We start from the raw sequence: 26,425 nt of genomic DNA on the forward strand, positions 1-26,425 counted from the left end.
TTAAAGGAAAGGGCGTATAAAGATCTATGAATAATAATCTGAATTCTGATGTTAAGGAAAACACCACAGTCGACGATCTGCTGGATTTCGATGACGATGATCCCCTGGGTGCGACTGCGGTATCTAAAAAGAGCCTCGTAATATTCTTCCTGATCGATACTTCAGGAAGCATGAAGGGCAAGAAGATGGGTCAGCTCAATACCGTTATGGAGGAGCTTATACCCGAGATAAGAAAAGTCGGTGAGGCTGATACCGATGTTAAGGTAGCAGTACTGACTTTTGACACTGATGTAAAGTGGATGTACTCCGCTCCTATCTCCATTGAGGATTTTGAGTGGGCAAGACTTGGTGCACAGGGCGTTACAAGCATGGGTGCTGCATTTACCGAGCTGGCAGCCAGAATGTCAAGAAACAGCTTCCTGAATTCGCCTTCGCTGTCATTCGCACCTGTAATGTTCCTGATGACAGACGGTTATCCTTCGGATGACTACAAGTCGGGTCTGAAGGCACTGCAGACCAACAGCTGGTACAAGTTCGGTCTGAAGGCTGCACTGGGTATCGGTGATGAGGCTAACGATGAGATGCTGGCTGAATTCACAGGTTCCAAGGAAACTGTTGTTCATGCTTACACAGGCGGACAGCTGGCTTCGATGATCAAGATCATCGCGGTAACAGCTTCGCAGATAGGAAGTAAGTCGATGACGCTTTCCGATGAAACTAATGAGGAGCTCAGTGAGGAGGATGTATACGCTGCAAAGCAGAAGATGCTCGGTCAGCAGATACAGGAACTGGTAGGCGATCAGACGGACGGCAGTGACGTTCCTTACGATACGGGCTGGTAAAGCGACGGTCATCGGAAGGAGTGTAGTTTAGAAATGTCTTTTAATGGCTTTAGCCAATCTGTTATGGGTGCCAGCCATGTGGCAAAGGGTATAGTTTGCCAGGACAGCTCGGCACACAAGATAACAGACCGTTACGCTATAGCTGTGGTGGCTGACGGTCACGGAAGCAAGAAACACTTTCGCAGCAACATAGGCTCGCAGTGCGCTGTTGAGGCTACTATCGAGACTATTGAAAGGTTCTATGAGAAAGCGGACGAGTTTGAAGCTAATATGCCAAAGAACCACAAGATGATAATCAGAAATATCGAAAGGCAGATAATCGCAACATGGAACAACAAGGTGATGAAGCATCTTGAGGAACATCCTGTTACGGCTGTTGAAAAGAAGCCCTTTACTCCCGAAGAGTTTGAAAACATCAATCCCGAGCAGTACTACGGTACTACGCTTATCGCTGCTGTTGCGGGTGTGGATTTCACTTTCGGTGTACAGATAGGCGACGGCAGCTTTGTTGCGATATTTGAGGACGGCGAGGCTATAATGCCCATGGAGTATGAGGAAGCGAATCCCGCCAACATAACATCCTCTATGTGCAACGCCAATGCAGCTTCGATGTTTGAAAGTTTCTATGTAGACGACAAGCGTCTTATAGCGATGTTCTCATCTACCGACGGACTTTATACCTCCTTCGGAAGTGAGTACGACTTCAGGGATTATCATGTGATACTGGCATCTCAGCTCAGCTCGCCTGTGCTCGAGGCATCGGTAGTAAAGAATATAACAAAAAGGTCTCATTTCGGTACAGAGGATGATATATCCCTGGCTTGCGTATATGATGTTGAATTCGCGGCTGAGAAGGAACCTCTGCTGAAGGAAATGATAGACAGAAATAAGAGGCTTGCGGCTGAAAGAAAAGCAAAGCTTCATACCGCAAACTTTTGACCGGGATATCGGTTAACTAAATTATAGGTGGATACAGGAGTAATTTGAAATGGATAAGAAAAAAGAAACCAAAAATTGGATAATTGTGATCGTAGGTATAGTAGCATATCTGTTATGCAGTGTATTACAGGCAATGCTGAGCCGTAAAGGTGCGATGGCAGCACAGGAAGCTGCTAAGAAAGCAGGCGAGGCAGCAAAGGCCGCTGTACAGAGCGGAAATAACCCGATAGCCGGTGTTATATCACAGATACAGGTCGTTGTAACAGTAGTTCTCGTACTGTTTGCTCAGAAGAAGGGCTTCATAACAGCTTTGGTACTGAATTCTATAAATACATTGTACACACTGATATTCCAGATGATCATTCCTGGCAGCACAAAAGCAATGCCCGGTGTTGTAGTAACACTGATCTCTATCGGTATCGCTTCGGTCATCTATTTTTACACAAGCAAGACAGAGAACATGAACGAGGAGCTCCAGAAGAGCTATCACGAGGCTATTGAACAGAATCGTATCATAGAGGAGCAGGGCGAGACCCTCAAGCACATGGCTTACTATGACAAGCTGACAGGTATGCCCAACAGAGAGAGCTTCATGGAGAATCTTGAAAGACAGATCAGAAACAGCGGCGACTGTGTTATGATCTATATTGATCTGGACGATTTCAGACGTATAAACGATAACTTCGGTCATGCAATAGGTGATGAACTGCTGAAGCAGTATTCCGAAAAGATCAAGAACTACTGCGGCGACAAGGCATTTGCAGCAAAGATCGGCGGCGATGAGTATGGTATCGTTCTCGGCAGCGGAATGACCAATGAGGCTATATACCAGTACGCTGCAGGTATAAGTGGTATCTTCGGCGATCCTATCACTATGGGCGGTAATGTTTATACAGTTGCAGCAAGCTACGGTGTAGCAAGCTTCCCCGAGAGCGCTATGACAGCAGACGATGTATTCAGATGCGCTGAAACTGCAATGTTCAACGCTAAGGAAAGCGGTAAGAACCAGCTTTGCTTCTACACTAACCGCGGTTGATTTTTAGGCAAGTTCACAGGAAAGGCAGTTGAATACGATTATGGAAATCAAGGAGCTTTACGATCTTGCGAAACAGTATGCTGAGCTTATAACAAATAATAAGCCCAATTATGTTTCGGAAAATGAGTCGGCTATATGCGTTATAGTTGACAATAACGACCAGCCAATCACAGGTATCACCACTGTTACCGTAAGAGGCGGCATGGTCGAGGTTATCCCCGCAGAGACAGTTGCAGTAAAGAGATTTATCGATCACTGTGGTGATGCGCCTGCAAAATACATTGTTACAATGCTCTTCAAGAACTACGAGGTCATTGAGACAGGAAAGGTCAGCCTGCTTATGCTTGGACAGACCAATGCTGCCAACGGTGAATGCGTTGTTATGACCTCAGCTGAAGACAGTGTTAAACTGAAGGAAGTAGTACTTGTTTCGGCTGTAGATAAGTCATCTTCTTCCGAAGGTTCTCTTGTTGCAGAAGCTACTGCGGCAGCAGAAGAAGCACTTGCGGCTGGTGAAGCTCCTTCCGTTGAAAATGCGGCTGAACCCAGCATGGAAGACCTGATGAACGGCTTTGATGTTGATACTACTTCGACAGAACAGGCTGCATCTGAGCCAATGGGCGCACCTGCAGAATTTGCTGACGGATTCAGCGTAGATTCAAGTAATCCTTTCTTCGAGGAAGCAGCTACTGCTCCCGATTCTGAAGTTAAAACTATCGACAGCGGTGTTAAGTCAATGTTTGACCAGCCCGAGGATGCTACAAGACAGGGCGCTGCAGGCTTCAATATCCCTCAGGGAGGTTATCCTCAGCAGGGAATGACAATGCAGGGCGGCTATCCTCAGCAGGGCATGGGCTTCCCTCAGCAGGGTATGCAGCAGAGCGGCTATCCTCAGCAGGGCATGGGCTATCCTCAGCAGGGTATGCAGCAGAGCGGTTATCCTCAGCAGGGAATGCAGGCAGGCTATCCCCAGCAGGGTATGGGTTATCCTCAGCAGGGAATGCAGGCAGGCTATCCCCAGCAGGGTATGGGTTACCCCCAGCAGGGAATGCAGGGCGGCTATCCCCAGCAGGGTATGGGCTATCCCCAGCAGGGAATGCAGCAGGGCGGCTATCCTCAGCAGGGCGCAGGTTATCCCCAGCAGGGAATGCAGGGTGGTTATCCTCAGCAGGGTACAATGTTTAATACCGGTACAACTACCACAGGCGGATTTCCTCAGGCAGGCGTAATGCAGTCCATGATGAAGATGCCCGGTGTAGGACAGACTTCGATACAGGTATCTGAGTCTGCAACATCTATTCCTGTAAGCCAGAACATCAAGTCTTTGAACACTGATGAAATCTCAAAGTATTCATCAAGTGCAGCTGAGCCTGATGATGACGAAGATGAGGATGACGGCACTATGAGCAGAGAAGATATGCTCAAGGCTGCCAAGCAGAAAAAGAAGAATGCCAAGCTAAATGCCAACTTCAAAAAGAAGATGAGAGATTCAGGATTCTGATACCAAAAATATAAAGCCATAGTATTTCCGATGTTTGGTCGGAAATACTATGGCTTTTTTGTTGACAATACATGAATAATGTGATATAATCATATTCGGCTGTCCTGACGGCACTCCTTTTTATTAGCTATACGATAATAAATGTATATCGTTATACCGGCATAAGAAGTGATGTTCTATATGGATGACCATAATTATTAATACAGTCGGAATACATTACACGGAGGAGATCGTTATGCCACAGATGAACAAAGGTGGAAAGTTTATATTCGGAAAATCGTTGATAAGGGAAGATGGTGTTATCAGGCTTCCGGAACAGGCAATAAGTGAATACGACATAACTTCGGAAGGAAGGGTCTATCTGTTTACCGGCAGCAAGAGCACAGGCGGATTTTGTGTGACACGAAAGGGTCTGCTTGAACCGTCTTTGCTTGGACACATACTGAGAGAAACTGACGGACTGAAGGATTATACAGCTGAACAGGGTAAATTCATCAAGTATAAAGGACGTTCATATTCATGGACGAATATCACTGATGACGGAAAGATCATTTTGTCAAAAGAGATGATGTCATTTCTGAAGATCGAACCGGGTATGAAACTACTATCTATACGCAGCAGTGACATAGCTTTCACGATGGGTGCATATGGTCGGCTTTTAGAGGAATCCATGAAACACGAGGATGAGATACCGGTGTTCTGAGCAAGATGTACTTATGTTTTGAAGCTGATCTGACACAGTATGATCTTTTATTGTAACTGATCGTTGAACGTTAACAGACTTTATAGTGCGGTGTTAGTGGGAATATTCAAACAGGCATAAAAAAGCCATGCAGCATATATCTGCATGGCTTTAAGTTTACTTGAATTGTACGCCCCAGTCGGAACTGATCTTGCTGTAAAGATTCAGCTTAACGCGGCTCTTCTGCCAACGGAAGAAGTAGGATACACCGCAGAATACGATAACAGTACCGATAGCTGCAATGACGATACCCAGTACAGGCTTGATAACGAATATACCAAGACCCCACAGTGCCAGTGTCAGTACTACGATTATAGGCAGAGCAGAAGTGATAAAGCTTCTGTCAGTTACCTTGATGTAATTCTGTATCTCCTTGAGATCGAAAGCCTCATAGTGTCTTGCTATGAAATTGTCAGGTCTTGCCCAGGTGCAGAATTCCTTGACGTTATTGAACTTTGCAGCGTAATCTCTGAAAGAGTAACCCTTACCAACGTCGGTAACACGGTATTCTACCAGATAACCATCCTTCTTACGATCCTTAACATCAAGAACGTGAATAATACTTCCCGGCTCAGCCTGAGCTTTCATGGGTTTAGTCACAAGAAACTTTCTGTCAACAGCTTCATCCAGATTGTTGAGCATATATGTCATAACTATCTTCCTTCCCTGATCATATACTTGCTATAATTCACATGGTCTGAGCCACGATAAATTCTATATATATCCGTATATATATTATAGCACATTATTTTCTAAATTGCAAGTAATTTTGAAAATTTTTCACAATTATTATTATAAAGAAACGTCGTTTAAAAGACCCGCGGTATATGTGCAATTTGATTGCATATATACAGCAGAGTGAATACTGTGATTTGATCTGTGATCATTTATTTTTTACGCTTTGATGCTATAACAGCGCCTCCCATCAATGCGATCATAGCCATTCCTCCTGCCATGCCTGTGGTGGGGTTATCTTCGGATTGAATCGGGTTCGTGGTTGTTCTGAAGCTTGAAGTACTTTCAGAAACTGACGAAGCTGAAGATGTGGAACTCACAGCAGATGAAGTACTGCTTTCGGATACATCGCTCTCAGGATCACTACTCTCGCTCTGATCGGAAACATTATCTGCGGGCTGTTCATGATACTCACCTACCGTAAGATCATCCGGGGTATGTGTAAGTGTGCCGTCATCGGGCATAGGACCCAGATCCCAGCCCATGATACCGGCGATGAACGGCCCGAGTTCGTTTTCTGCAACGCGGGTATTGCTTGCCGCCAAAGGGTGATAGTCAACACCATAGCCTTCCTGTGCAGGATCTATCTGCCCAAGCTTTAAGGTATATACCTCCTTATCACCTGTATCCGACTTATACTCATCTACAGCATTTTTGATCTGTGGGTAGAGTTCAGCACCCATCATGCCAAGTGTACATACGATCTTCGCATCGGGAGAACATTCTCTTACAAGCTTCAGAAGATCGGTATAGCTGTCTTCAAATTTCTCCTTCTCATTTTCGTGGCTGTCAAAATATGTCCAGTCGTTAGTACCCAGATCTATAACGATACAATCGGGCTGATACTGTGAATGATCCCAGTCAAAATCCTGTATGGGCACATAATCCTGTGAGGATATACTGTTCCAGGTATTAAGGCTGGTCTTTCTGTAGTACTTTTCCATGGTATGATCCCTGCTGCCGCCGTAGTTGCACCATACTCCGCAGCCGCTCATTGAGAACAGATCAACATCGGAATCAAACATCGATGCGATCTGATAAGCATAGGTCTTTGAAGCATCCTCGCTGAGGGTGGAGAACTTGTTGTTCTCACCTGTTGAGGGATCCTTCAGGGGAAGATCTATACCGTATCCGCAGGTTATGGAATCACCGATAAATTCAAGCTTACGCTCTTTGGCGGAAGTGGGTTTTATGGTGGATCCGGCATCAGTTTCGATACTGTCTATACCCAGTTCGGATTGCATGGATTCGGATAGTTTTATCAGCCTGACTGTATTCTCACCCTCTGCAAGAGGCACAGTCACGCTGCCCTTTTTGGAGGATCCCCCTATAAGACCTCTCTGATAAAGCTGACCGTTCAGGTAAACACCGATACGTGTAGGGTCACCCGAAACATTCAGGTTGAAAGTTACCTGAGTGCCTGTGACGGTAAATTCAACACCTGAAACAGAATTTGCCAGCCACAGTGAGTCATCATTATAAACTGTTCTGCCCAGTATCCTTACATTATCCGGCACTGCCTCACAGAATGCTGTCTTGCTTTCTTCGGCAGATACGGGGAGGATGCTTGCTGCAAGTGCTGCAGAGCATAGTCCTGCGAAAAATCTGCTTATTTTCATATCCTTATTTCCTTTCTTGAAGTGCCTGACAGCGGGACTTCCGGTACCCGCAGCCGAACACACTGCACATCATACAAATGCTACGATAACAAGGGTATATCTTTCTATTTCATATTATACCATACTCCACAGAATAATCAAGAGGTTTTAATTAGATTTGGTTAATTTCACATCATTCTTGTGCACATCTTACAAATTCAAAGCCTGACTTTTATCAAATAAATATTTAAATGATCAAACTAATATCGGCTTGAAGAATAGCTTGAAAGCAGACAGATACTGCGTATAAGTAAAGATATCAGCTGCCCATATTCCTATATTATTACCAGAGCGGATAAAATAATACTGCCTGCTCTATACTCAGTATAAAGCAGGCAGAAAAGAATCGACTATGCTGTACAGACCTTTATTCGCTGAGGTTTATAACACCGTTGGCGCGAAGCTGTCTGAGGAAGGTCAATCTTGCGATATCCTTACATTCGGGTCTTATCATATAATACATATAGTGTTCAAGAAGATTGAAGGTCTCATATGTTCTGCCCTCTATCTTGAACTGGGTGAATCCCATGGGAACGTATTTGTTCCATATATCATCGGGGGTGATATGGGTGCTGAGGTCTTGTATATCAAAAACAGTCCTGCTAACGCTGGGACATTTATCGAAGCGCTTTATTTCGGGGTGCTGCTTATAGAAGCTGTCGGGGGAATAAGCGGCATTCGGGTGCTTTTTAACATGGTTAGCGTAATCTATCTGCTGCAGACCGATAGCCCTGTAATGTTCGGAACGATTGACACAGCCCGGGTCACAGCAGGCATTGACGAGTATCTCGCACTTATCCTTATCGGGTATCTTTTCAAGCACATCGAATTTATTGTTAAGGTCATAGTCTATAACGACTATATGATAATCCTTTTCAACTTCGGAATAAAGTGTGTCGGGGTCGGTTATACGCTTGCAGGTGGAGCTTGTCAGCTTGTATTTGGGATACTGTTTTCTTATATACTCCTCAAGTATCGGAGAAAAAACGATAGCCTCATTAAGTCCGTTGTTGGCAACGTTCATCACCATATTGCAGAAATCATCGCTGAGGTGTTTTTTCTCGATCATAGGATTTGTAAAAGTGAATCTGAGAGGGATGCCCCTGTCATTGAAAGCACTGAGAACAGTTTTGACATAATCCTTGTCACAGTAGCCGCCGCAGAACCTGCCGCCGTTCCAGAGGGAGGGTGGGAAACATCCGTATACAGAAGCTATCTCCACGCCATCACGGAAATACTGCGGACATCGTTTTAGCATCTCCGCAAAGATAAGATTGAATCTGAAATGACCGGCAAAATCAGGTAAATGGAATCGTACTCTCATAATAATTTCCTTTCATACTTTTTTTGATATGGCTATCCCACGCTTTGAATAACATTATACCATATCTCAAAGGAAAAGTAAAGACATCTGCGGTAAAGGATCACTATGCAAAAAGCGCTCACGAACGGGCGTGAGCGCTTAGGATATGCATTTTACCGCATTTATCAGTCTTTATGAGCATCCTCGAATTTCTTGGTGCGGGCTGCCAGCTTTTTCTTGGCATAGTCTTCTTTAATGACAGCCTGACCGCGTTCGATAGCAAGTGCATCTGCCGGGACATCGCCTGTAATGGTTGAACCTGCAGCTGTATACGCACCTTTGCCGATGCATACGGGCGCAACCAGATTGGTATTGCAGCCGATGAATGCATTGTCCTCAACTACTGTGCGGAATTTTTTCTCGCCGTCATAATTGGCTGTAGCCACACCGCAGCCGAAGTTAACGTTGCTGCCCACATCGGAATCGCCTACATAAGTAAGGTGGGATACTGCAGTGCCTTCACCGATAGTGGAATTTTTGATCTCCACAAAATCGCCTATCTTTACGCCCTTGCATATATGAGAATCGGGGCGCAGCTGAACGAAGGGACCTATCTTGGCATTGTCATCAACTATGGCATCGTAAGCCTGAACATTGTTGAGTACCACGCCGTTGCCGATCGTTGTGTTTTCAAGTATACAGTTCCTGCCGATAATGCAGTCTTCACCGATGACGGTATTGCCGCGAAGTTCAGTACCGGAGTCTATGCGGGTGCCTCTGCCGATGGTAACGTTCCTTCCGACGGATACACCGTCAAGACAGGTAAATTCTATGCCGTCATCGAGCCACCTGTTGATGATCTCCATCCTTGCGATATCGTTCAGTTTCAGCAGACCGCGTCTGTCATTAGCACCGAGAGCCACGTTGGGATTGAGGGATATGAAGGCATCAGCTGCCTTGCCCTTGTTTATCATAAGCTCAACGCAGTCTGTCAGGTAGTACTCGCCCTGGGAATTATTGGGCTTGATCTCGAACAGCACTTCCAGCAGATCTGAGGTCTTGAACCAGTAGCAGCCCGAATTGATCTCCTTTACAGAGAGCTGGTCGGCGTTGCAGTCCTTATGTTCAACTATACCCGATATCCCGTGTTTGGTGCGGATAACCCTGCCATAGCCTGTTGCATCTTCTACTACGGAAGTAACTACAGTAACACCGCAGTTATTCTGGATATGAAGCTTGAGAGCGCCCTCGATGGTAGCTGCATCGACAAAGGGAGCATCACCGCAGAGAACAAGGGTATTTCCGTCATAATTAGCACGAAGGAATTCCTCAGCCATCATAACGGCATGACCTGTACCAAGTCTTTCAGACTGTAGTACGGTGCACACCTTTGCTTTTGATGATCTGTTTTCAACAAAAGCATCTATCTGCTCGCCTGCAAATCCTTTGACTATACATATCTCATCGAGTCCTGCTTTTTCGCAGGCGCTCATTACCCATTCTATCATGGGCTCGCCAAGCACACTGCAGAGTGCTTTGGGCGAATTTATCTTCATGCGCTTGCCCTGGCCGCCTGCCAGTATGATAACGTTATTTGACATATTCAATCACCTTCTCCTGATTTTTGCCGTCAACCACCCTTTCACGGACGGCATATCACACATCTATTATAATACTTTCAAACTGTGAAGTCAATATTAAATTTTATCGAATTTTGTGCCTTATAAGCCCATGTTTCCGTTATAATAATGCTTTGGTACAGTACACTGCAGGGTGGTGTACTGTGGGTGTACTACATGGTGTACTATGCTGTGGGCGGTGCAGTACACCTGTGATGAGGCAGAAATGTTTGATACGAGGTATAACTTTTGTGCGATGTGCTGTATTGTTCAAAGTTTACAACATTGTCGATTGTGTGTAGTGCTGAAAATGCATGAAGGGTATTGACAAATTGAGGCAGTGGTGGTAAACTCTAAGTGTACTACTACAGATAATACACCTAGTACACGCAGGACAAATGAAACGAAACAACAAGACAGCGCCCTCTATAAAAAGATGACAGGGCAGAAAGGCAGGACAACATGAGAGAACTTATGATATTTGCAGTGAGCGTTCTGGGAGTTTGCATACTTCTGGCAGGACAGGAATTCAGAAAGGTACGCGAATGGAAGATGACGGAAGAGGACAGCGAAGAAGAAATGGGGATATGACATACTGATGTTGAACACGGTATACTGAGAGAAAAAAAGAGAAAAGACACAAGCGCCGATGTGACAGAAAATAAAGATAACAGCATTACATCGGCTTACAAGACGGGAGACAACAAAACGAAAAATAATGTGAGCATGAGAAGACAGAACTCATCAGCGATGAAAGCTGAAGGGTGCAGAATGAAAGAACGGAGATAAGTATGAAAATAGCAGCATTATCAGCAGCAGTGATCATGGCGTTCACGCTTACAGGTTGCGGAGAAAAGACCAGTGTTGATATAGATGTATCATCTGAAAAATATGTCGGAAATGAATTACCGCATACGGTACACAGTCTGGAGGTCACTCTCGAAGCACAGGGCAAGATACCCGACAAGATAAGATATTTCGGGGATAAGAACTGTGATGATGAGATGCTGAAGAAACTCAAGGAAGAAGGAGCACTTGAGGAGGACAGCAAAGCTGTGGAATGCATAGGCTACGAGGTGGATTATCATTACTCCAAAAACCCGATAGTGATGCTGAGGGGAACATTGGGCGGAAAATATGATACTGATAAGCACGAAGGCACGCAGTTCTGGTTCGCGAGAGAAAAAGACGGCGAATGGGAGTGTGTAAGTTCGGAAACAGTTATTTTGGAATGATGCCCGGCAGGCGGCTGATAAGGAGAAAAATGATATGAAAAAAGTAATGCGATATGTAAAACTTTACGCGCTTGTGATGGTAATGATAACGGCAGTACTTATGACCGGATGCTATGCAGACGGCAGGGGAACATATTTTCCTGACAGCGCTGAGATGCAGAAAAATCTTTCAGGCAAAGGGTATGATGTGAGCGTGGAGAAAACCGACAATGGCGAACACCTTATTGGCGGCAGGAAAGACACGTTCATAGAGTTCTACTGGCTTGATTCTGCTGATGATGCAAAAACGCTCTCCGATGAACTGGCATCGCGTCACTCCGACTATAAGGAGCTTCGCAGTATCACCAACAGCCAAGAATACGGCAACATAGTGTTCTGCTCAAATGGTTCGGCGATGGACGATGCAGGCATACAGATAATTGAAGTTAAAGTGGATGACTGAAGTCACCGATATAAGGATCAACCTGAGTATACACTATATAAAGAGATCGCTGAACGCAATAGTTATATCAGTTCGGCGGGCGTGTACGCAGGTGTTAAAATGTTAACAGACAACAAAACATAAACGAGAGGAGGAAAGCTCTTGATAAATATAGACCTTACAGGCAGAGTGCCCATATACGAGCAGATATGCAACGGCTTCGCGGAACTTATAGGAAACGGAGCTCTGCAGGAGAATGACAAGCTGCCCGGGGCGAGAACGCTGGCGAAGGAACTGGGATTGAATCCCAATACCGTAGCTAAGGCTTACAGCAGGCTTGAGCATGACGGGATAATCTATTCCGTTGCGGGCAAGGGCTGTTTTGTAGCCAAGCAGAAAGGGCATATAGAAAGAAAGCTTTTTGAAGATTTTGATGCAGCGGCATCTGCGGCACTGAGGGCGGGTGTGACCGTCGTAGAGCTGAAAGACAGACTGGACGCTTTGCAGAAGGAGGATAACAAATGATAGACATTAAAGATGTCACGATGGTATTTGAGAAGGGCAGGGATGATAAAGAAAATTTTGTTGCCCTCGATCATATATCCATCGAGATACCCGAGGGGTGCATATACGGATTTCTCGGTTCAAACGGCGCAGGCAAATCCACGCTGATGAGAATGATGTGCGGGGTATACCCCTGCAGCAGCGGAAGTGTCAGGATTGATGATACTGAGGTATACGACTCCCCTGAAGCCAAGGGAAAGATATTCTTCGTGAACGATGAAACGATACAGTATGCAAACTTCACCCTTAAAGACCTGAAAAACTACTACGCGAGCTATTATCCTGAGTTTTCCGAGGAAGTGTTCGACAGACTTACAAGCAAGCTGGAACTTCCGCTGAACAAGAGAATGTCACAGTTCTCAAAGGGTATGAAAAGACAGGCGGTAGTTGTGGCGGCACTTAGCTGCAAGACCAAGTACATAATGCTGGACGAAGCTTTTGACGGACTTGACCCTGCTATGAGAAAGATAATCAAGACCATGATAGTCGATGAGCTTATGGACAGGGGAGCTACGATGATAGTATCTTCCCATAACGTAGCCGAGATAAACGAGCTTTGCGACAGGGCGATGCTGATACATAAGGGACACCTGATATTTGCCGATGAGATAGATGAGATCAAGAGTGGTTTCTGCAAGATTCAGCTGGCGCTGAAGGACAGGCAGATGACAAAGGAAATGGCGGAGCAGTCAGGGCTGGAGATAATGCAGTTCTCTTGCATCGGCAGTGTGGCACAGATGATAGTGCGCGGCGCTGCGGATGAATGCCTTGCAAAGCTGAAGGGACTGTCACCCATACTGCTTGAAGCAGTACCGCTGACATTAGAGGAGATATTCATATACGAGCTGGAGGTGAGAGGCTATGGCGCAGACATACTTAAAGAAAATTGAGCTGGCCTCAAAGGCGGAATACCGCAACGGACGCAAGATAAGGCTGATGATACTGATAATCACTATTGCTGCAGCATTGTTTGAAGCAAGTGATTTCACGGTAAGTAATAATTATGAATATGGTGCAGTGACAAAGTATTCTCCCAATTTTGACGGATTTTTCGGACTTTTCCTGATGTTCGTTGCAGCAGCCTTCGGTGCGTTTGCGGTATTCGGAGTTTTCAGTGATCTTACCAACAAGCAGACCGCGGATGTTCAGCTCTCACTGCCCATGAGCGCTAAGGACAGATATCTTTCAAAGCTGCTGGCTGTGGCAAAGCTGCATATACTGCCTTTGCTTGGTGCGGGTATATTCGTTATCATAGCAGGTGCGATAAAGGGCGACGTGATAATGGGTCAATGTATATCGTATCTGTTACAGCTGCACTGTGTGATACTGGCTGAGGCACTGTTCGTTGATGCGATATGCATATTCTGCATGAGCTGCTGCGGCGCTAAGGCAGAGGGTGTATATACCTCGATCATAACAGGACTTTGTGCGAGCATGACCCCGTTTTTGGTATTCAATTTCACGATAGAAAGATTTTCGGGCGTATATCTGGGCGACGATGAAAGCGGAAAATATTTTGCATCCTTCGGCGCACTGGTAGGAATGTGCATACCTGATACGGGGATATTTGATGCAACGGCTGAGCGTATAACTGTTCTGTTTATCAATATTTTACTCAGCTGTCTGCTGATATTTGTCACATTCTTTATTTACCGCAAGCGTGACGGAAGACATGTCGGTAAGCCTATGGTATATGACTTGTTCATGGAGCTTTTCATGTTCACGGGTCTGTTCACACTGTTTACCATGTTCTCGTACGCAAAAAAATGGGGCATCGGACTCACTGTTGCGCTGATAATCTATCTTGTGATAAGGATCGTTGCTGCAAGGGCTAAGATAACTCCCGTGACATTCTTGACATGGCTTCTAAAATACGGTGTCAGTCTAGCGGCGTTCGTGATAATAATGGCTGTGGGCTTTTTCACAGGCGGTTTCGGACACTATAAGCTGCGCATAAAGAACACATTGAACGATACTGTAAGGCTCAGTGCAAATTACTACTCAGACGATATTTGTTCATTCTATCAGTCATATCATATAGAAGAGAAATACAGAGAAAACATGGGCTCGAACAATAATGTCGTTATCGATGGTGAGCCTTCTGATATGATAAGTCAGGCTGAAATGGATGAGAAGATCACTAAGCTGAATGCGCTGATAGACAAGTATTACGACATCACCGACAGAGATTTTGAAGATTTCAAAGGAGTGATGTTAAATGGAAGTAATTACTATGACGACAGACTGAGAGAAAGGACTAATGTAAATATAAGCATAAGTGATGACAGTGACTTTGATTCTAGAAGAAAAATTATTCACCGAAATGATTTCAGTGTTTTATTCGATATCCCTGAGGAGAAGCAAGATGAATTTATCAGAGAGGTCGGAGAGATAATACCTCAGACAGAGGTTGACTCCAACCGGCGTATTTACGAAGATGAGTATTGATAACAGCATATAAAGATACCCCCGCGGTCTGCTGACCACGGGGGTATTAGCATTTAAGTTATCATTACTTGTAGCACTCGAATGCAGCTTCGGCAGCTTTCTTGTCCTCGTCGTTGGACTTAGTGATAAGGCTCACAACAGGAACAACTATCAGACCGAACAGCATCGCAAATGCACCTGCGTTAACAGGTGAAGCCAGTGCAAGACCGCCAAGTGTCTTGGGTGCATCGGGGATAACACCGAAGGTGTAGATCATCATGTGAACAACAGTTATGCCCACGCCGCAGATGAAGCTTGCCATAACAGCCGCCTTGGTAACGCCTTTCCAGAACAGACCGTACATGAAAGGTGCAAGGAATGCGCCTGCCAGTGCGCCCCAGCTTATGCCCATCAGTGAGGATATCACCAACTCGTCCTTCTTCTGCTCTGAGTATATCGCGATAGCAACGGATATTATCAGGAACACTGCGATGAATATACGCATGATGCATACTTCGCCCTTTTCGCTCATTTTCTTTTTCATGGGCTTGATAAGGTCGATGGTCAGTGTCGAGCTGGAAGTCAGCACCAGTGAAGACAGTGTAGACATTGAAGCCGAAAGTACCAGCACGATTATCAGTGCGAAAAGTGCACTGGGCAGAGAATCCATCATAGCAGGAACGATAGCGTCAGAGCCATCAATGGGTTCACCATTCTCTTTCTTCTCCATGAACAGTCTGCCGAATCCGCCCAGGAAATAGCAGCCGCCTGCAACCACAACAGCAAATATGGTGGAAACTACAGTACCTGTAACAATGGCCTTGTTATCCTTGATAGCATAGAACTTCTGTACCATCTGAGGAAGTCCCCATGTACCGAGAGAAGTCAGTATAACAACGCCTATCAGGTTTATGGGGTCGGGACCTATTATAGAGTTGAACACACCTGTGTTGCCCTTTGCATCGGGGATAGCGCCCATAGCCTCCATGGAGCCCGAGAATCCGCCGTTTACTTTAAGCACAGCCACAACAACAGCTGCAATTCCTATCAGCATGATTATGCCCTGAATGAAATCGTTGAGGGCAGTAGCCTTGTATCCGCCCAAGATAACGTATATCGCGGTGAACACAGCCATAGCCACAATACACCATTCGTATCCGATATTGAAACTCTTCTCGAACAGTCTTGAAAGACCTTTGTAAACAGAAGCGGTGTAGGGGATAAGGAATATGAAGATTATCAGTGCTGACACCGTTTTCAGGGTCTTTGAGTTGTATCTCAGTTCAAAGAACTCCGGCATTGTCTTAGCGTCCAGATGCTTTGTCATCGTACGTGTGCGCTTGCCGAGTATCAGCCATGCCAGAAGTGAACCGATAAGCGCGTTGCCTATGCCGATCCAAGTCGAAGCCACACCGTAAGCCCAGCCGAATTTTCCTGCGTATCCCACGAATATAACCGCCGAGAAATACGAAGTACCGTAAGCGAAAGCTGTGAACCAAGGGCCCAGACCTCTGCCGCCGAGGACGAAGTCATTAACATTCGCTGTCTTTTTGCGGTAGTACGCGCCGATACCTATCATCAGCATAAGGTACACCACAAGAATGATCCATCTTAATACCAATATGAACACTTCCTTAAAAAAATTGACGGCTTCGATATGGTACATCAACGTTTTAACGCTTTTATGCTTTTACCCAATAAAGCCGACTTTTATATTATATAACATTTTCCTGTTGCTGTCAACCGCGGCAGAGTTTTTTGACTGAAGAATACCAAACAAAATTGATCCGCGGCTTTTATGCAAATTTACCATAGCAAACTCGGGGCTTCCACAATATGTAAATATGGCTGCCCCTTCAACACATCACAGCAAAAAGTTGCCGCCCGCAGATGTATCCGTAAGGATAACGCCTGCGGGCGGTTTACCGAGAAATTTAGGAGGTGAGGAATTAGCAATACATTAGTGTTACGGCAGAAGCTTTTTCACGGGCAGCGAAAGGATATCCCTCATATCATAGGTGAGAATCTCCTTTTTGTCGTCACGGAGTATCTGCAGTACGAGTTCCTTTCTGTTGAGCTCGGCGGATATCACCTTGCAGCCAGAAAGTGCGATCGCATCCTGATACATCTTTTTCTGCTCATCGCCGTAGTCTTTGGCATTGTCAGAAGTGAACCATACACTGCCTGTAAGAGCATTTATCTCCGCGAGACAGCGCCGCTGTGCCGCGGTCATGGTGTTTTCGGTATCGCGAAGAAGATATACATCCGGGTCACAGCCGAAGGCTCTGCCATTCAGCTGTCTTCTGAAGACCGAGTTGAGTATGCAGTTCATTGTGCTGGGACGTTCGCGGTGCATCAGCTTCATATATGGCTTGTCGTCCCAGTCAAGGCTGACATCGCAGCCCACACGACAGTACTCAACTTTGCCGAATACAGATGCGAGAGGCACGCCGCAGCCAAGTATAGCCGTATCACCTGCCAGTTCACGAAGAAGGTCTATTGCATCTGCCATTATCATGCCGCGGGTCTTGTCCCTGCGGGGAACTATGCAGGCGGCATAGAGAAAGTCCAGTTTCAGCAGTCTGCCAAAGCCCCATTTGTTTATAATAGTATCAAAAACTTCTTTCAGATAAGCGCGGAATCCCTCATTGTAGATATCCAGCGCATAGAATCCTGACCAGTTGCTTCCTCCTTTTACGACTCTGCCGTTCTTGTCTTTCAACAGCCAGTCCTTGTGACTTTTGAAAAGTTCTGATTTCTCCTCGCATACGAAAGGTGCCAGCCATATCCCGGCTTTGCCTTTACCGAGTTCAGCTATCCTGTCGGTCACAGCTTTCAGACCGCTCGGGAACTTTTTTTCATCAATGCTCAGCCAGTCACCCACGGCAGTCTGCCAGCCGTCATCTATCTGGAAAATATCATCTTCACCGATGTCGCTCTGTTCAAGGTCTTTTATGAGTATCTCCTCGCTGATATCCTGATAATGTCTGTACCAGCTGGTATAGCCGTGTATTTTTGGGATATCACGCTTTGGTATATCCATCAGCTCAAACCATCTGTCGAAGACTTCTTCTTCACTGCCGCTTCCGATGTAAAGCTTCAGACCTTCAAAATGATCCTCGATATGCAGCTCACTGCATTCCTTGAAAGCAAGGACACGTCCGAAGCCGCAGTCGGTGCGTATAGTTGTAAAGCCGCTGTTTTCATTCAGCGAACCTATAAAGTCATACATATCATAGCTGCGTATATACCCGTAGGTAAAGCCATGCATAACGCCTTTTTTGGAACTGTATCTTGTGAAAGTGTAGTCACCGTACTGCGAGAAGGCGTATTTGTCGGCTATGGGCTTGGGGATATGGTCAACACTCCGAAGCCTGCCGTTTATCGGATGTTCAACACTGTCTGTCCATGACTGATAACCATTCAGGTATACGCGGCTGACACTTTTGAATTCGTACTCAAATTCTGCTGACAGCCTGAGAAGCTCTATGGGTGTTGCCGAGGAAACGGATGCTGAGATGACCCCGTCCTTGTTGGTGACCGTCAGCTTTACGCGCTGATTTTCCACTGTCTTGTCAGTGGTTACGGAATACACCTTTCCGCCTGTGATGTAGGCGAATTTTATATGTCTGAACCTGAGCATGGTCAGTCCTCCTTATTCGCACTTTCAAGCTTAGCTATAATGTCCTTTTCGTTGTAACGGAAGAATATAAATCCACCGATAAGACAAAGCACAGTAGCCAGTATCGCAGTGATCCTCAGACCGAGACCGTAACCGCTCTCGCCCGAGGGTACGTCCGAATTGATGGTCTTTATACTGGTGAACAGCAGCATAGCCAGCGACTGTCCCATTTTGAAGGCGAAAGTTCTTGCCGCGTAGAACATACCCTGACGGCTCTCACCTGTTTCTATCTTGTCAGCCTCGGATATATCAGCTACCACTGCCTGCGGAAGTATGCCGAGTATTGCCATAGGTATAGCTGCCAGTGCTGCTATGATGAATCCGTAAGCCACACCCGGTATGGGCAGTATGCCTGCCAGTGCAGTTACAAGGAAAGTCACGGAGAAGAACATGAAAGCGAAAGCGATAAGTTTCTTCTTGCCCATCTTCTTGGCGAAGATATTAACGGGCGCATAGCACAGCAGCGAGAAGAAAGTCATAGCCGCAAACATGGGGAATGCCCATGTATCTTTAAGTCCCAGCAGAGTAGTGATGTAGAAGGGGAGTCCTGTCTGGAACATTGTAAGTCCTATCCAGTAGAATATATCCGAAGCCACAAAGGTACGGAAATCGCCGTTTTTAAAAGTTGCCATCAGAGATGAGAAAGCTGTGCCCTCGGTAGGGGTGGTGTCGGCATAGGTATTCTCGTCTATCAGGAAAGCGGGTACCAGCATACACACAACGGCTATGGCTGAAAGGATGCCCACCGTCAGCCTGAAGCTGTTTGTGTAGCCCATAGACCCCGAGAATATCCCTGCGATGTTCGGTACAAGATAAGATATGCCCGAACCGAAGAAGTAAGTCACGGAAATATAGGTGGAAAGATTTATCCTCGTTTCCTGTGTTCTGCCAAGTTCGGGGATAAGTGCGTTGTAGGGTGTGCAGTAAGCAGTCATACACAGGTAGAACAGCATACAGAACAAAAACAGCAGTCCGAAATTGCCATAGCTTTCACCCTTGAAGGGCAGAGTGAATATCAGCACTGTCATTACTCCGAATGGTATCGCTGCAACTCTCATAAAGGGTATGCGTCTGCCGAGACGATGCTTGAAGCTGTCGGATTTTCCTGCGATATACGGGTCTGTCACTGCATCGAATATACGTCCTGCAGCGGCTATAACTCCCATTGCCGTCAGAAGTCCAAGTACTATCCTGCCCTGGGGTGTAAAGTAGCTGTGACCCTCTGGAAGTTTATCGGGTTCGTAGAATTTTACCATCCAGTTTGTGATTATGCCTGCCAGAGTTGACCAACCCAGCTGACCTATTGCAAATATCCATAGTATCTTGTTTGAAGCTATCTTTTTGTTATCCATATCCGCACCCCCTTGTGGGAATATTCTTTATCTCATCTATTATGCTCTTAGATAGCTGACACCCGAGTCTATCAGTATCTGCAGCTCTTTGACAGCGTATGCACGGTTATCCGATGGAAGTATCTCTCTGCCGACAAATTTCTTACACAGCTCAAGAAGTGCATGGGCGTATGTCAGGTAAAACAGCTTGAAACTTTCTATCCTGCGTACAGTACCGTCTTTAAGACCCTTTTCGTAAGCGCGTACCAGTACGGGATAGAAGTTTATTATAGCCTGCTCGTATTTAACAAGCTCTTCCTTGGGTATCTGTTCACGCACTATATAATTGTCAAATTCTCCCAGTAAACGCATGAAATCGCTGTGTGCCTCATATAGCACTATGAACATACGCATAAGGTCATTTATCTGCTTTATGCCGGGCTGCTGCATGAATTCCCTTGTATCGAACACTCCTGCAAAAAGCTCGTTTATCTCCTCCCAGAGATATGTCATCACTTCTGTTACCATATGGGGCTTAGTGCCGAAGTAACGGTATAGAGTAGCCACACCGACACCGCTTGCATCTGCTATGTCTGTCATCTTGATCTCCTCGATGCCGTGTTTGAGAAAAAGCTGCGAGGCTGTGATGACTGCACGGTCGGTGCGCTGAAGTTTTAAACTTTTTCTGGAAAGATCTGAATATATCTCATTACCCACTTGACAAACCTCCTAAAATATGATAGACTATCTATCAACTGATAGTTAGTCTATCATATAAATGGTCATTTGTCAAGAGTTTTTTGATAATATTAAAAGTTACGACACAATTTTTAGCATCAGACACAAAGGGTTCAGGATACAATGGAGGTACAGATATGGAAAGATCAAAGGTAATATTCGGTAATAAGATGTCAGATTCAGCTTACAGGAAGGCAGTGAAGGGGAAGGAGAAGTTCATTAAAAAGTACGGCAGTGATATGGACAGGGTATACCACCTGAGTGCTGCCCCCGCACCTGCAATAGGCGATATCCTCGGGGTGCAGGAACTGAAGATATCGGGAAAAACAGGTGTTACATTCAATGACAGGAGCCTTGTGATCGGAAATATACGCATGGGCTTCGGGCACTACCGCATATCTATGGCGATAGCATCTGCGGCAAGATCTATGGGGTATGATCCCTATTGGTTCGATCTGTGCTCATTCAGCGATACCACCTGCGGCAAGATCATAGCAGGTCAGAATCAGCTGTATTCACTGGGCTCGCGTATATCTCAGAAGTCTGCGCTGTTCAACAAGCTTGTATGGGAGCCTCTCAACAGCGAGGGATTCCGTCAGCTGACCTACAACTGCTCCGACCAGAAGACTGCGGAGCTCATGACCCCTGTGTTCCGAGATCTTCCGAAGGATATACCCTATGTTGCCACACACGTATGGCCGTCACAGGCGGCAGTTCATGCAGGGCTGACCCATGTTGTCAATGCTGTTCCCGATAACTGGCCTATGGCGCTGCATTTGTCGGAGGGTGCTGTACATACTGTACAGACTCCGTCATCCTATCTTGGTTATCGTGCTCTCCGCGGCATGGACAAGCACCGCTTGTTGAAGCCCATGCCAAAGGATTCCATAGTGTATACCGGTCATTATATCGACCATGAGCTGGTTAGCAATATTGAGTACGATTGTGCAAAGCGTATCGAGAGGGTGCGAAACGGAAAAGCCGTCCGCTGGATGATGTCAGTCGGCGGTGCGGGCGCACAGAAGGATATATTCGTTTCACTGATACGCAGGATGCTCCCCGAGATAAAAAAAGGAAAGGCAGTGCTTTTCATAAACGTTGGGGATCACAAAAAAGTCTGGGAGCAGCTAAGGACCGAGCTGCCGCATATTGCTGAGTATGTTACCGAGCATATAGATGATCTTACGGAAACAGCAAGGTTTGCGGCTGATGCAATAGACGGTGAGGTGAGCGGTATACACGTTTTCTGTCACAGCGATATATTTGCGGCGGTATACTCCACCAACCTGCTAATGCGCTGCTCTGATGTGCTTATCACCAAGCCCAGCGAGCTTGCATTCTATCCCATACCCAAACTGATGATAAAGCGGGTGGGCGGTCACGAAGCCTGGGGCGCTGTGCGTGCAGCGGAGGTCGGTGACGGTACCTATGAATGCACTTCTACCTCAGAGATCTGCGGAATGATGAAGCTTATACAGCATAACGGTGATATCATTGAAAAGATGTGTGGGAATATCATGACCGCTAAGAATGCAGGTATATATGACGGTGCATATAAGGTGGTCAGACTGGCAGTTCTTGGCAATAAATAGTAATTCACTATATATTATGTTAATATATAATGAACAAATAACTAAAAAATATCAGTACTTGCTGCCATTTACAGCTTTCGACTTGATTTTTTACGAGGGGTATGTTAAAATAATCAAGTATAGGTTATGTAAAATGATAACGCTGCATTAAATATACTGCAGATATTGTCTTGCAGATGCAGCGGAAACAGTGAGGAAGATATGATCGAAAACAATAACAGGGATGTTCCCGGCGAGGAGCAGACTGTTAATAACAATGTACCTGTCATAGACTACGATCTGTCCAGGTATGAACTGACTCCCGAAGAAAAAGCCTACGAAGAAATGATAAGGCAGCGTATCAGGGACAGAAGGCGTGCAGCTGAGCGCAGACGCATCAAGCGAAACCGTACCGTTCTGCTGATAATAGTTGTTGTGATATTGTTTATCGTATGCAGAGGCTGCTACGCATCACACAGAAAAAAGCGTGATGAACAGAAGGCAAATGCCAAGACGACGGAGAGCAGAGCTGAGATCCCGGCAAAGAAGACCGAAGATGAGGAAAGCTCCGTGGAGGAGCAGCAGGAAGTAGGTCACAAGATACAGCAGGTGGATGGTCTTACTTATGTGGACGGTATACTTATCGTAAACAAGACCTATTCTCTGCCGCAGGATTATGCACCCGGCATAAACTCCGCGGCACAGGCTGCATTTGATGATATGGCAGCGGCTGCTGTCAATGACGGACTGTATCTTTATGTCAATTCGGGATACCGCAGCTATGATGAGCAGTATATGCTGTATTATAACTATGCCCTGGAAAGAGGTGTGGCTGAGGCGGACAGAGTTTCTTCACGTCCGGGACATTCTGAGCATCAGTCAGGCTTGTGCTTTGATGTGAATTCTACGGATTTTTCTTTCAACGGTACCGCCGAGGCGAGATGGATAGCAGCAAACTGCGCGGATTACGGTTTCATCATACGCTTCCCGAAGGGAAAAGAAGATATCACCGGGTATGAGTATGAGTCATGGCACATAAGGTATGTGGGCGTTGATATCGCAAAGGATATGACCTCAAAGGGATTGTGTCTGGAGGAATACCTGGGTGTGACATCGAACTATGACGATGCAGCTGACGGGATATCCCAGCAGGACTATGCTGCACAGCTGGGTGTAACAGTAGATGCCCCCGACGGCAGCAGCGATAGTGATGAGAGCAGTGATGATCAGGGCGGATATGATGATACCGTCTATGACGATCAGGGCTACGGATACTGACAGCTTTTCGCCTCTGCATAACTGCGGGGGCGATTTTTAAACAGATGGCAGGGGTATATTATGAAGAAAAAGTTTACCTTCAAAAGCGCATATTATTTTACCATTGCTATGGTTGGTGCCGCAGCAGTGGTGCTTTTGCCTGTCATTGCGGCTGTATCAATGGGTTCTACGGTGACGGGACTGATAGTGCTTGTATTTGCACTTGCACTGCATATATCCTCACTGCATCTGGCGGCGTGTGTCCCATGCAGTATAAGTGCGGATGACAATGAACTGCGCGTCAGGGTGCTGTTCAGAAAATATGTTTTTCCGTATCAGGATATAGAGAGTGTCGCAGTCGGTCATGAGTTTGTGGAAACGCTTATGCTGAGGGAAGTTCCGTATTATATCGAAACGCTGACGATAACCGCAAAGTCGGGTACATACAGCTTTATGAGCAAGACCCGTGCTTCAATGCAGGAGGACGGCAGACCTCACCCCTTCGAGGACGGCAGATTACAGGAGATAAGGAACTATATCGTACCGCGGATCAATGGCGGCGAAAAGTAAAATTTATTCCGTTTACAATGATCGGTCACTCAGAATACACATTGTGGTATTAATATGACAAGTGGCAATTATTTCCGCGTCAGGCGGAATTATGAAAAGGAGCTGAAAACTGATGGCAAAGATACTGGCAGTGGACGATGAGGCGAAGATACGCACTATCATCAGGGAATATGCTGAGTTTGAGGGCTACGAGGTAGCTGAAGCGGCAGACGGCATGGAGGCTGTTGAAATGGTCAAGAACGACGATTTCGATATCATCGTAATGGATATCATGATGCCCAGACTCGATGGATATTCTGCCTGCAAGGAGATACAGAAGATCAAGAAGATACCCGTGATAATGCTTTCAGCAAGGGGAGAGGAATACGATAAGCTTTTCGGCTTTGAGATAGGTATAGACGATTATATGGTCAAGCCCTTTTCACCAAAGGAGCTCATGGCGAGAGTAAGGGCTGTTCTCAACCGCGCAAAGGCTTCGGGCAATACCGAGGATATCATAAAGTATCAGGGTCTGGAGATAAACTTTACCGCAAGGGAAGTAAAGATCGACGGTGAAAAGGTATCCATGACACCAAAGGAGTACGATCTGCTGTTCTATCTTGTGAGAAATATGAATATCGCTCTTTCAAGAGAGAAGCTGCTGGAAGAAGTTTGGGGCTTTGATTTCTACGGTGATGACAGAACGATAGATACTCACATAAAGATGCTGCGAAACTCTCTGGGACCGTACCGCAACCTTATAGTCACCCTCAGAGGAATGGGGTATAAGTTTGAAAAGATCCAGTAAGAAGCGCAGAGGCTTCCGCAGGGGAGTGTCTGATATCGCAAAGGGCAAGCGCAGTATGCAGACCTATGTCTGGATATATTTTGTGCTTTTTGCTATACTCATACTTGTGGTTTTATGGCTGGGACAGTACGTATTTTTGTACAATTACTATAAATCTGCTAAGGTGAACAATATAAGCCACGAGGCAAACCGTATCATACAGGCATACGGTACTGAGGAGCAGGGTCACGTTAACAGGACGGTCGCATACGAAAACAGTATGTGTATAGTCATAACCGATGCAGACGGAAATCCCCTGACCTCGGAGAACAATCTGGGATCCTATTCAAAGCTTTACGACGATATCGAGCATAACTATTCGATGTATATCTATGAGCTTAAAAGCGATCTTGAAAAGCAGGATGATAACTGCTATACTGTCACCTTTGACAATGATGATCTCCATGTTAAGGAGATGATATACTGCGCAAAGGTCTATACTGACGATTCACCTGTGCAGGCATACCTGTTCATCGAATCAACTATCGAACCTATAGATTCAACAGTCAAGATCATCAGGGAACAGCTTGTGTTCATTTCCATAATACTGTTCGAGCTTGCGATAATCGTGGGTACCCTTGCGGCTATGAGGCTGTCGCGCCCCATAGTCAGCATAACCAAAACTGCAAAACAGTTCGGTGAGGGTGACTTCGATGTTAAATTCAGGGGCAAGGGCTACAAGGAAACCGAAAAACTTGCAGAGGTACTTAACGATGCCAAAAATGAGATACGCAAGGTAAGTGACCTCAGAAAAGACCTTATAGCAAATATCTCCCATGATCTGCGCACACCCCTTACAATGGTTAAAGCCTATGCCGAGATGATACGTGATCTTTCAGGCGATAACCCTGTAAAAAGGGCTGAACACGTTCAGGTCATAATAGACGAGGCGGACAGACTGTCGAACCTTGTTAACAATCTGCTGGAACTCTCAAAGCTGGAAAGCGGCAATATGGAGCTCAACAGACGCAAGTTCTCTATTGTCGATAAGATCAATGACTACATGACAAGATATCAGCTGGTCATCGAACAGAACGGCTATGATATGAAGTATGAACCCGATGAGGACAGGCAGGTGGATGCTGATCCCGATAAGCTTGATCAGGTGATATATAACTTCATAAACAATGCCATAAACTATACGGGCGATAACAAGGTCATCCGCATCAAACAGATAAATACCGAGAAGTCGGTTCGCATTGAAGTATCCGATAACGGCAAGGGTATCGCCAAGGAACTTCTTCCTAAGGTGTTCGACAGATACTACCGTGATGCCAAGATAAAAAGGGATGTTGTCGGTACAGGACTCGGTCTTGCTATATGCAAGGAGATACTGAAGTGTCACGATTTTCCATTCGGCGTTCGTTCAGAAGAAGGCAAAGGCTCCACCTTCTGGTTCGAGATACCGCTATGATCGTTATATGATAT

The 26,425-nt window shown here is 45.8% G+C and carries 24 protein-coding genes; 16 read left to right on the top strand and 8 right to left on the bottom strand.

The window, feature by feature from the left end; genetic code table 11:
- Positions 1-26: 26 nt before the first annotated feature.
- From RUMAL_RS02950 to RUMAL_RS02970, 5 genes are all read left to right on the top strand, one after another.
- A complete protein-coding gene (locus tag RUMAL_RS02950; RefSeq protein WP_013497321.1) occupies positions 27-842 on the top strand; it encodes a vWA domain-containing protein in 816 nt (271 codons plus the stop codon).
- Between the two features lie 33 nt (positions 843-875).
- Positions 876-1,781 carry a PP2C family serine/threonine-protein phosphatase gene (locus RUMAL_RS02955; protein ID WP_013497322.1) on the top strand — a complete coding sequence of 302 codons (906 nt, stop codon included), beginning with the start codon at positions 876-878 and terminating at the stop codon, positions 1,779-1,781.
- A gap of 49 nt (positions 1,782-1,830) precedes the next feature.
- A complete protein-coding gene (locus RUMAL_RS02960) occupies positions 1,831-2,817 on the top strand; it encodes a GGDEF domain-containing protein (RefSeq protein WP_013497323.1) in 987 nt (328 codons plus the stop codon).
- A 28-nt stretch (positions 2,818-2,845) separates the two neighbouring features.
- Positions 2,846-4,318 carry a hypothetical protein gene (locus RUMAL_RS02965; protein WP_013497324.1) on the top strand — a complete coding sequence of 491 codons (1,473 nt, stop codon included), beginning with the start codon at positions 2,846-2,848 and terminating at the stop codon, positions 4,316-4,318.
- A gap of 235 nt (positions 4,319-4,553) precedes the next feature.
- A complete protein-coding gene (locus tag RUMAL_RS02970; protein WP_013497325.1) occupies positions 4,554-5,021 on the top strand; it encodes a hypothetical protein in 468 nt (155 codons plus the stop codon).
- A 156-nt stretch (positions 5,022-5,177) separates the two neighbouring features.
- On the opposite strand, the gene RUMAL_RS02975 is transcribed toward RUMAL_RS02970, so the two are convergent.
- From RUMAL_RS02975 to glmU, 4 genes are all read right to left on the bottom strand, one after another.
- The gene (locus tag RUMAL_RS02975; RefSeq protein WP_013497326.1) at positions 5,178-5,711 is read right to left on the bottom strand and encodes a hypothetical protein; all 534 of its coding nucleotides are present in this window, start codon (positions 5,709-5,711) and stop codon (positions 5,178-5,180) included.
- Between the two features lie 236 nt (positions 5,712-5,947).
- Positions 5,948-7,414: an SGNH/GDSL hydrolase family protein gene (locus tag RUMAL_RS02980; RefSeq protein ID WP_013497327.1), complete on the bottom strand. Its 1,467-nt coding sequence runs from the start codon at positions 7,412-7,414 to the stop codon at positions 5,948-5,950.
- Positions 7,415-7,820: 406 nt separating this feature from the next.
- Positions 7,821-8,777 (bottom strand): hypothetical protein, encoded by a 957-nt coding sequence (locus tag RUMAL_RS02985; RefSeq protein ID WP_013497328.1) that lies wholly within the window; start codon positions 8,775-8,777, stop codon positions 7,821-7,823.
- Between the two features lie 164 nt (positions 8,778-8,941).
- Entirely contained in the window at positions 8,942-10,357 is a 1,416-nt protein-coding gene (gene glmU / locus RUMAL_RS02990; RefSeq protein WP_013497329.1) for a bifunctional UDP-N-acetylglucosamine diphosphorylase/glucosamine-1-phosphate N-acetyltransferase GlmU, read from the bottom strand.
- A gap of 480 nt (positions 10,358-10,837) precedes the next feature.
- On the opposite strand from glmU, the gene RUMAL_RS22665 reads away from it, so the two are divergent.
- From RUMAL_RS22665 to RUMAL_RS03015, 6 genes are all read left to right on the top strand, one after another.
- Positions 10,838-10,966, top strand: coding sequence for a hypothetical protein (locus RUMAL_RS22665; RefSeq protein WP_013497330.1), 129 nt, complete (start codon positions 10,838-10,840; stop codon positions 10,964-10,966).
- Positions 10,967-11,166: 200 nt separating this feature from the next.
- On the top strand, positions 11,167-11,610 hold the full coding sequence (locus RUMAL_RS02995) for a hypothetical protein (RefSeq protein WP_013497331.1): 444 nt from the start codon (positions 11,167-11,169) through the stop codon (positions 11,608-11,610).
- 34 nt (positions 11,611-11,644) lie between these two features.
- Positions 11,645-12,052: a hypothetical protein gene (locus tag RUMAL_RS03000; RefSeq protein WP_013497332.1), complete on the top strand. Its 408-nt coding sequence runs from the start codon at positions 11,645-11,647 to the stop codon at positions 12,050-12,052.
- 141 nt (positions 12,053-12,193) lie between these two features.
- Positions 12,194-12,556: a GntR family transcriptional regulator gene (locus RUMAL_RS03005; protein ID WP_013497333.1), complete on the top strand. Its 363-nt coding sequence runs from the start codon at positions 12,194-12,196 to the stop codon at positions 12,554-12,556.
- Positions 12,553-13,485, top strand: coding sequence for an ABC transporter ATP-binding protein (locus tag RUMAL_RS03010; protein WP_013497334.1), 933 nt, complete (start codon positions 12,553-12,555; stop codon positions 13,483-13,485). Before RUMAL_RS03005 ends, RUMAL_RS03010 begins: the two co-directional genes overlap by 4 nt.
- Positions 13,457-15,043, top strand: coding sequence for a hypothetical protein (locus RUMAL_RS03015; RefSeq protein ID WP_013497335.1), 1,587 nt, complete (start codon positions 13,457-13,459; stop codon positions 15,041-15,043). Before RUMAL_RS03010 ends, RUMAL_RS03015 begins: the two co-directional genes overlap by 29 nt.
- Before the next feature lie 64 nt (positions 15,044-15,107).
- On the opposite strand, the gene RUMAL_RS03020 is transcribed toward RUMAL_RS03015, so the two are convergent.
- The 4 genes from RUMAL_RS03020 to RUMAL_RS03035 form a co-directional block, all read right to left on the bottom strand.
- A complete protein-coding gene (locus RUMAL_RS03020) occupies positions 15,108-16,601 on the bottom strand; it encodes a sodium:solute symporter family protein (RefSeq protein WP_473241517.1) in 1,494 nt (497 codons plus the stop codon).
- Between the two features lie 387 nt (positions 16,602-16,988).
- The gene (locus RUMAL_RS03025) at positions 16,989-18,665 is read right to left on the bottom strand and encodes a glycoside hydrolase family 36 protein (RefSeq protein ID WP_013497337.1); all 1,677 of its coding nucleotides are present in this window, start codon (positions 18,663-18,665) and stop codon (positions 16,989-16,991) included.
- A gap of 2 nt (positions 18,666-18,667) precedes the next feature.
- Positions 18,668-20,056 (bottom strand): MFS transporter, encoded by a 1,389-nt coding sequence (locus RUMAL_RS03030; protein WP_013497338.1) that lies wholly within the window; start codon positions 20,054-20,056, stop codon positions 18,668-18,670.
- A gap of 39 nt (positions 20,057-20,095) precedes the next feature.
- Positions 20,096-20,752, bottom strand: coding sequence for a TetR/AcrR family transcriptional regulator (locus tag RUMAL_RS03035; RefSeq protein ID WP_013497339.1), 657 nt, complete (start codon positions 20,750-20,752; stop codon positions 20,096-20,098).
- 158 nt (positions 20,753-20,910) lie between these two features.
- Between RUMAL_RS03035 and RUMAL_RS03040 the strand changes: the two genes are divergently transcribed.
- From RUMAL_RS03040 to RUMAL_RS03060, 5 genes are all read left to right on the top strand, one after another.
- Positions 20,911-22,365, top strand: coding sequence for a DUF6937 domain-containing protein (locus tag RUMAL_RS03040; protein WP_013497340.1), 1,455 nt, complete (start codon positions 20,911-20,913; stop codon positions 22,363-22,365).
- A gap of 201 nt (positions 22,366-22,566) precedes the next feature.
- Positions 22,567-23,622, top strand: a complete 1,056-nt coding sequence (locus RUMAL_RS03045; protein ID WP_013497341.1) for a M15 family metallopeptidase — start codon at positions 22,567-22,569, stop codon at positions 23,620-23,622.
- A gap of 60 nt (positions 23,623-23,682) precedes the next feature.
- Entirely contained in the window at positions 23,683-24,171 is a 489-nt protein-coding gene (locus RUMAL_RS03050) for a hypothetical protein (RefSeq protein ID WP_013497342.1), read from the top strand.
- A 112-nt stretch (positions 24,172-24,283) separates the two neighbouring features.
- On the top strand, positions 24,284-24,958 hold the full coding sequence (locus RUMAL_RS03055) for a response regulator transcription factor (RefSeq protein WP_013497343.1): 675 nt from the start codon (positions 24,284-24,286) through the stop codon (positions 24,956-24,958).
- Positions 24,942-26,411 carry a sensor histidine kinase gene (locus RUMAL_RS03060; RefSeq protein ID WP_157865469.1) on the top strand — a complete coding sequence of 490 codons (1,470 nt, stop codon included), beginning with the start codon at positions 24,942-24,944 and terminating at the stop codon, positions 26,409-26,411. The genes RUMAL_RS03055 and RUMAL_RS03060 overlap by 17 nt, the downstream gene beginning before the upstream one ends.
- Positions 26,412-26,425 lie beyond the last annotated feature (14 nt).

Source organism: Ruminococcus albus 7 = DSM 20455 (genome assembly GCF_000179635.2).
Taxonomy (GTDB): Bacteria; Bacillota; Clostridia; order Oscillospirales; family Ruminococcaceae; genus Hominimerdicola; species Hominimerdicola alba.

Coding starts and splice junctions, on each gene's coding strand:
- RUMAL_RS02950 (WP_013497321.1), top strand. CDS start 27: ATGAATAATAATCTGAATTCTGATGTTAAGGAAAACACCACAGTCGAC.
- RUMAL_RS03030 (WP_013497338.1), bottom strand. CDS start 20,056: ATGGATAACAAAAAGATAGCTTCAAACAAGATACTATGGATATTTGCA.
- glmU (WP_013497329.1), bottom strand. CDS start 10,357: ATGTCAAATAACGTTATCATACTGGCAGGCGGCCAGGGCAAGCGCATG.
- RUMAL_RS02995 (WP_013497331.1), top strand. CDS start 11,167: ATGAAAATAGCAGCATTATCAGCAGCAGTGATCATGGCGTTCACGCTT.
- RUMAL_RS03010 (WP_013497334.1), top strand. CDS start 12,553: ATGATAGACATTAAAGATGTCACGATGGTATTTGAGAAGGGCAGGGAT.
- RUMAL_RS03020 (WP_473241517.1), bottom strand. CDS start 16,601: ATGATAGGTATCGGCGCGTACTACCGCAAAAAGACAGCGAATGTTAAT.
- RUMAL_RS03050 (WP_013497342.1), top strand. CDS start 23,683: ATGAAGAAAAAGTTTACCTTCAAAAGCGCATATTATTTTACCATTGCT.
- RUMAL_RS02970 (WP_013497325.1), top strand. CDS start 4,554: ATGCCACAGATGAACAAAGGTGGAAAGTTTATATTCGGAAAATCGTTG.
- RUMAL_RS03045 (WP_013497341.1), top strand. CDS start 22,567: ATGATCGAAAACAATAACAGGGATGTTCCCGGCGAGGAGCAGACTGTT.
- RUMAL_RS02975 (WP_013497326.1), bottom strand. CDS start 5,711: ATGACATATATGCTCAACAATCTGGATGAAGCTGTTGACAGAAAGTTT.
- RUMAL_RS03055 (WP_013497343.1), top strand. CDS start 24,284: ATGGCAAAGATACTGGCAGTGGACGATGAGGCGAAGATACGCACTATC.
- RUMAL_RS02960 (WP_013497323.1), top strand. CDS start 1,831: ATGGATAAGAAAAAAGAAACCAAAAATTGGATAATTGTGATCGTAGGT.
- RUMAL_RS22665 (WP_013497330.1), top strand. CDS start 10,838: ATGAGAGAACTTATGATATTTGCAGTGAGCGTTCTGGGAGTTTGCATA.
- RUMAL_RS02980 (WP_013497327.1), bottom strand. CDS start 7,414: ATGAAAATAAGCAGATTTTTCGCAGGACTATGCTCTGCAGCACTTGCA.
- RUMAL_RS03000 (WP_013497332.1), top strand. CDS start 11,645: ATGAAAAAAGTAATGCGATATGTAAAACTTTACGCGCTTGTGATGGTA.
- RUMAL_RS03025 (WP_013497337.1), bottom strand. CDS start 18,665: ATGCTCAGGTTCAGACATATAAAATTCGCCTACATCACAGGCGGAAAG.
- RUMAL_RS02955 (WP_013497322.1), top strand. CDS start 876: ATGTCTTTTAATGGCTTTAGCCAATCTGTTATGGGTGCCAGCCATGTG.
- RUMAL_RS02985 (WP_013497328.1), bottom strand. CDS start 8,777: ATGAGAGTACGATTCCATTTACCTGATTTTGCCGGTCATTTCAGATTC.
- RUMAL_RS03015 (WP_013497335.1), top strand. CDS start 13,457: ATGGCGCAGACATACTTAAAGAAAATTGAGCTGGCCTCAAAGGCGGAA.
- RUMAL_RS03040 (WP_013497340.1), top strand. CDS start 20,911: ATGGAAAGATCAAAGGTAATATTCGGTAATAAGATGTCAGATTCAGCT.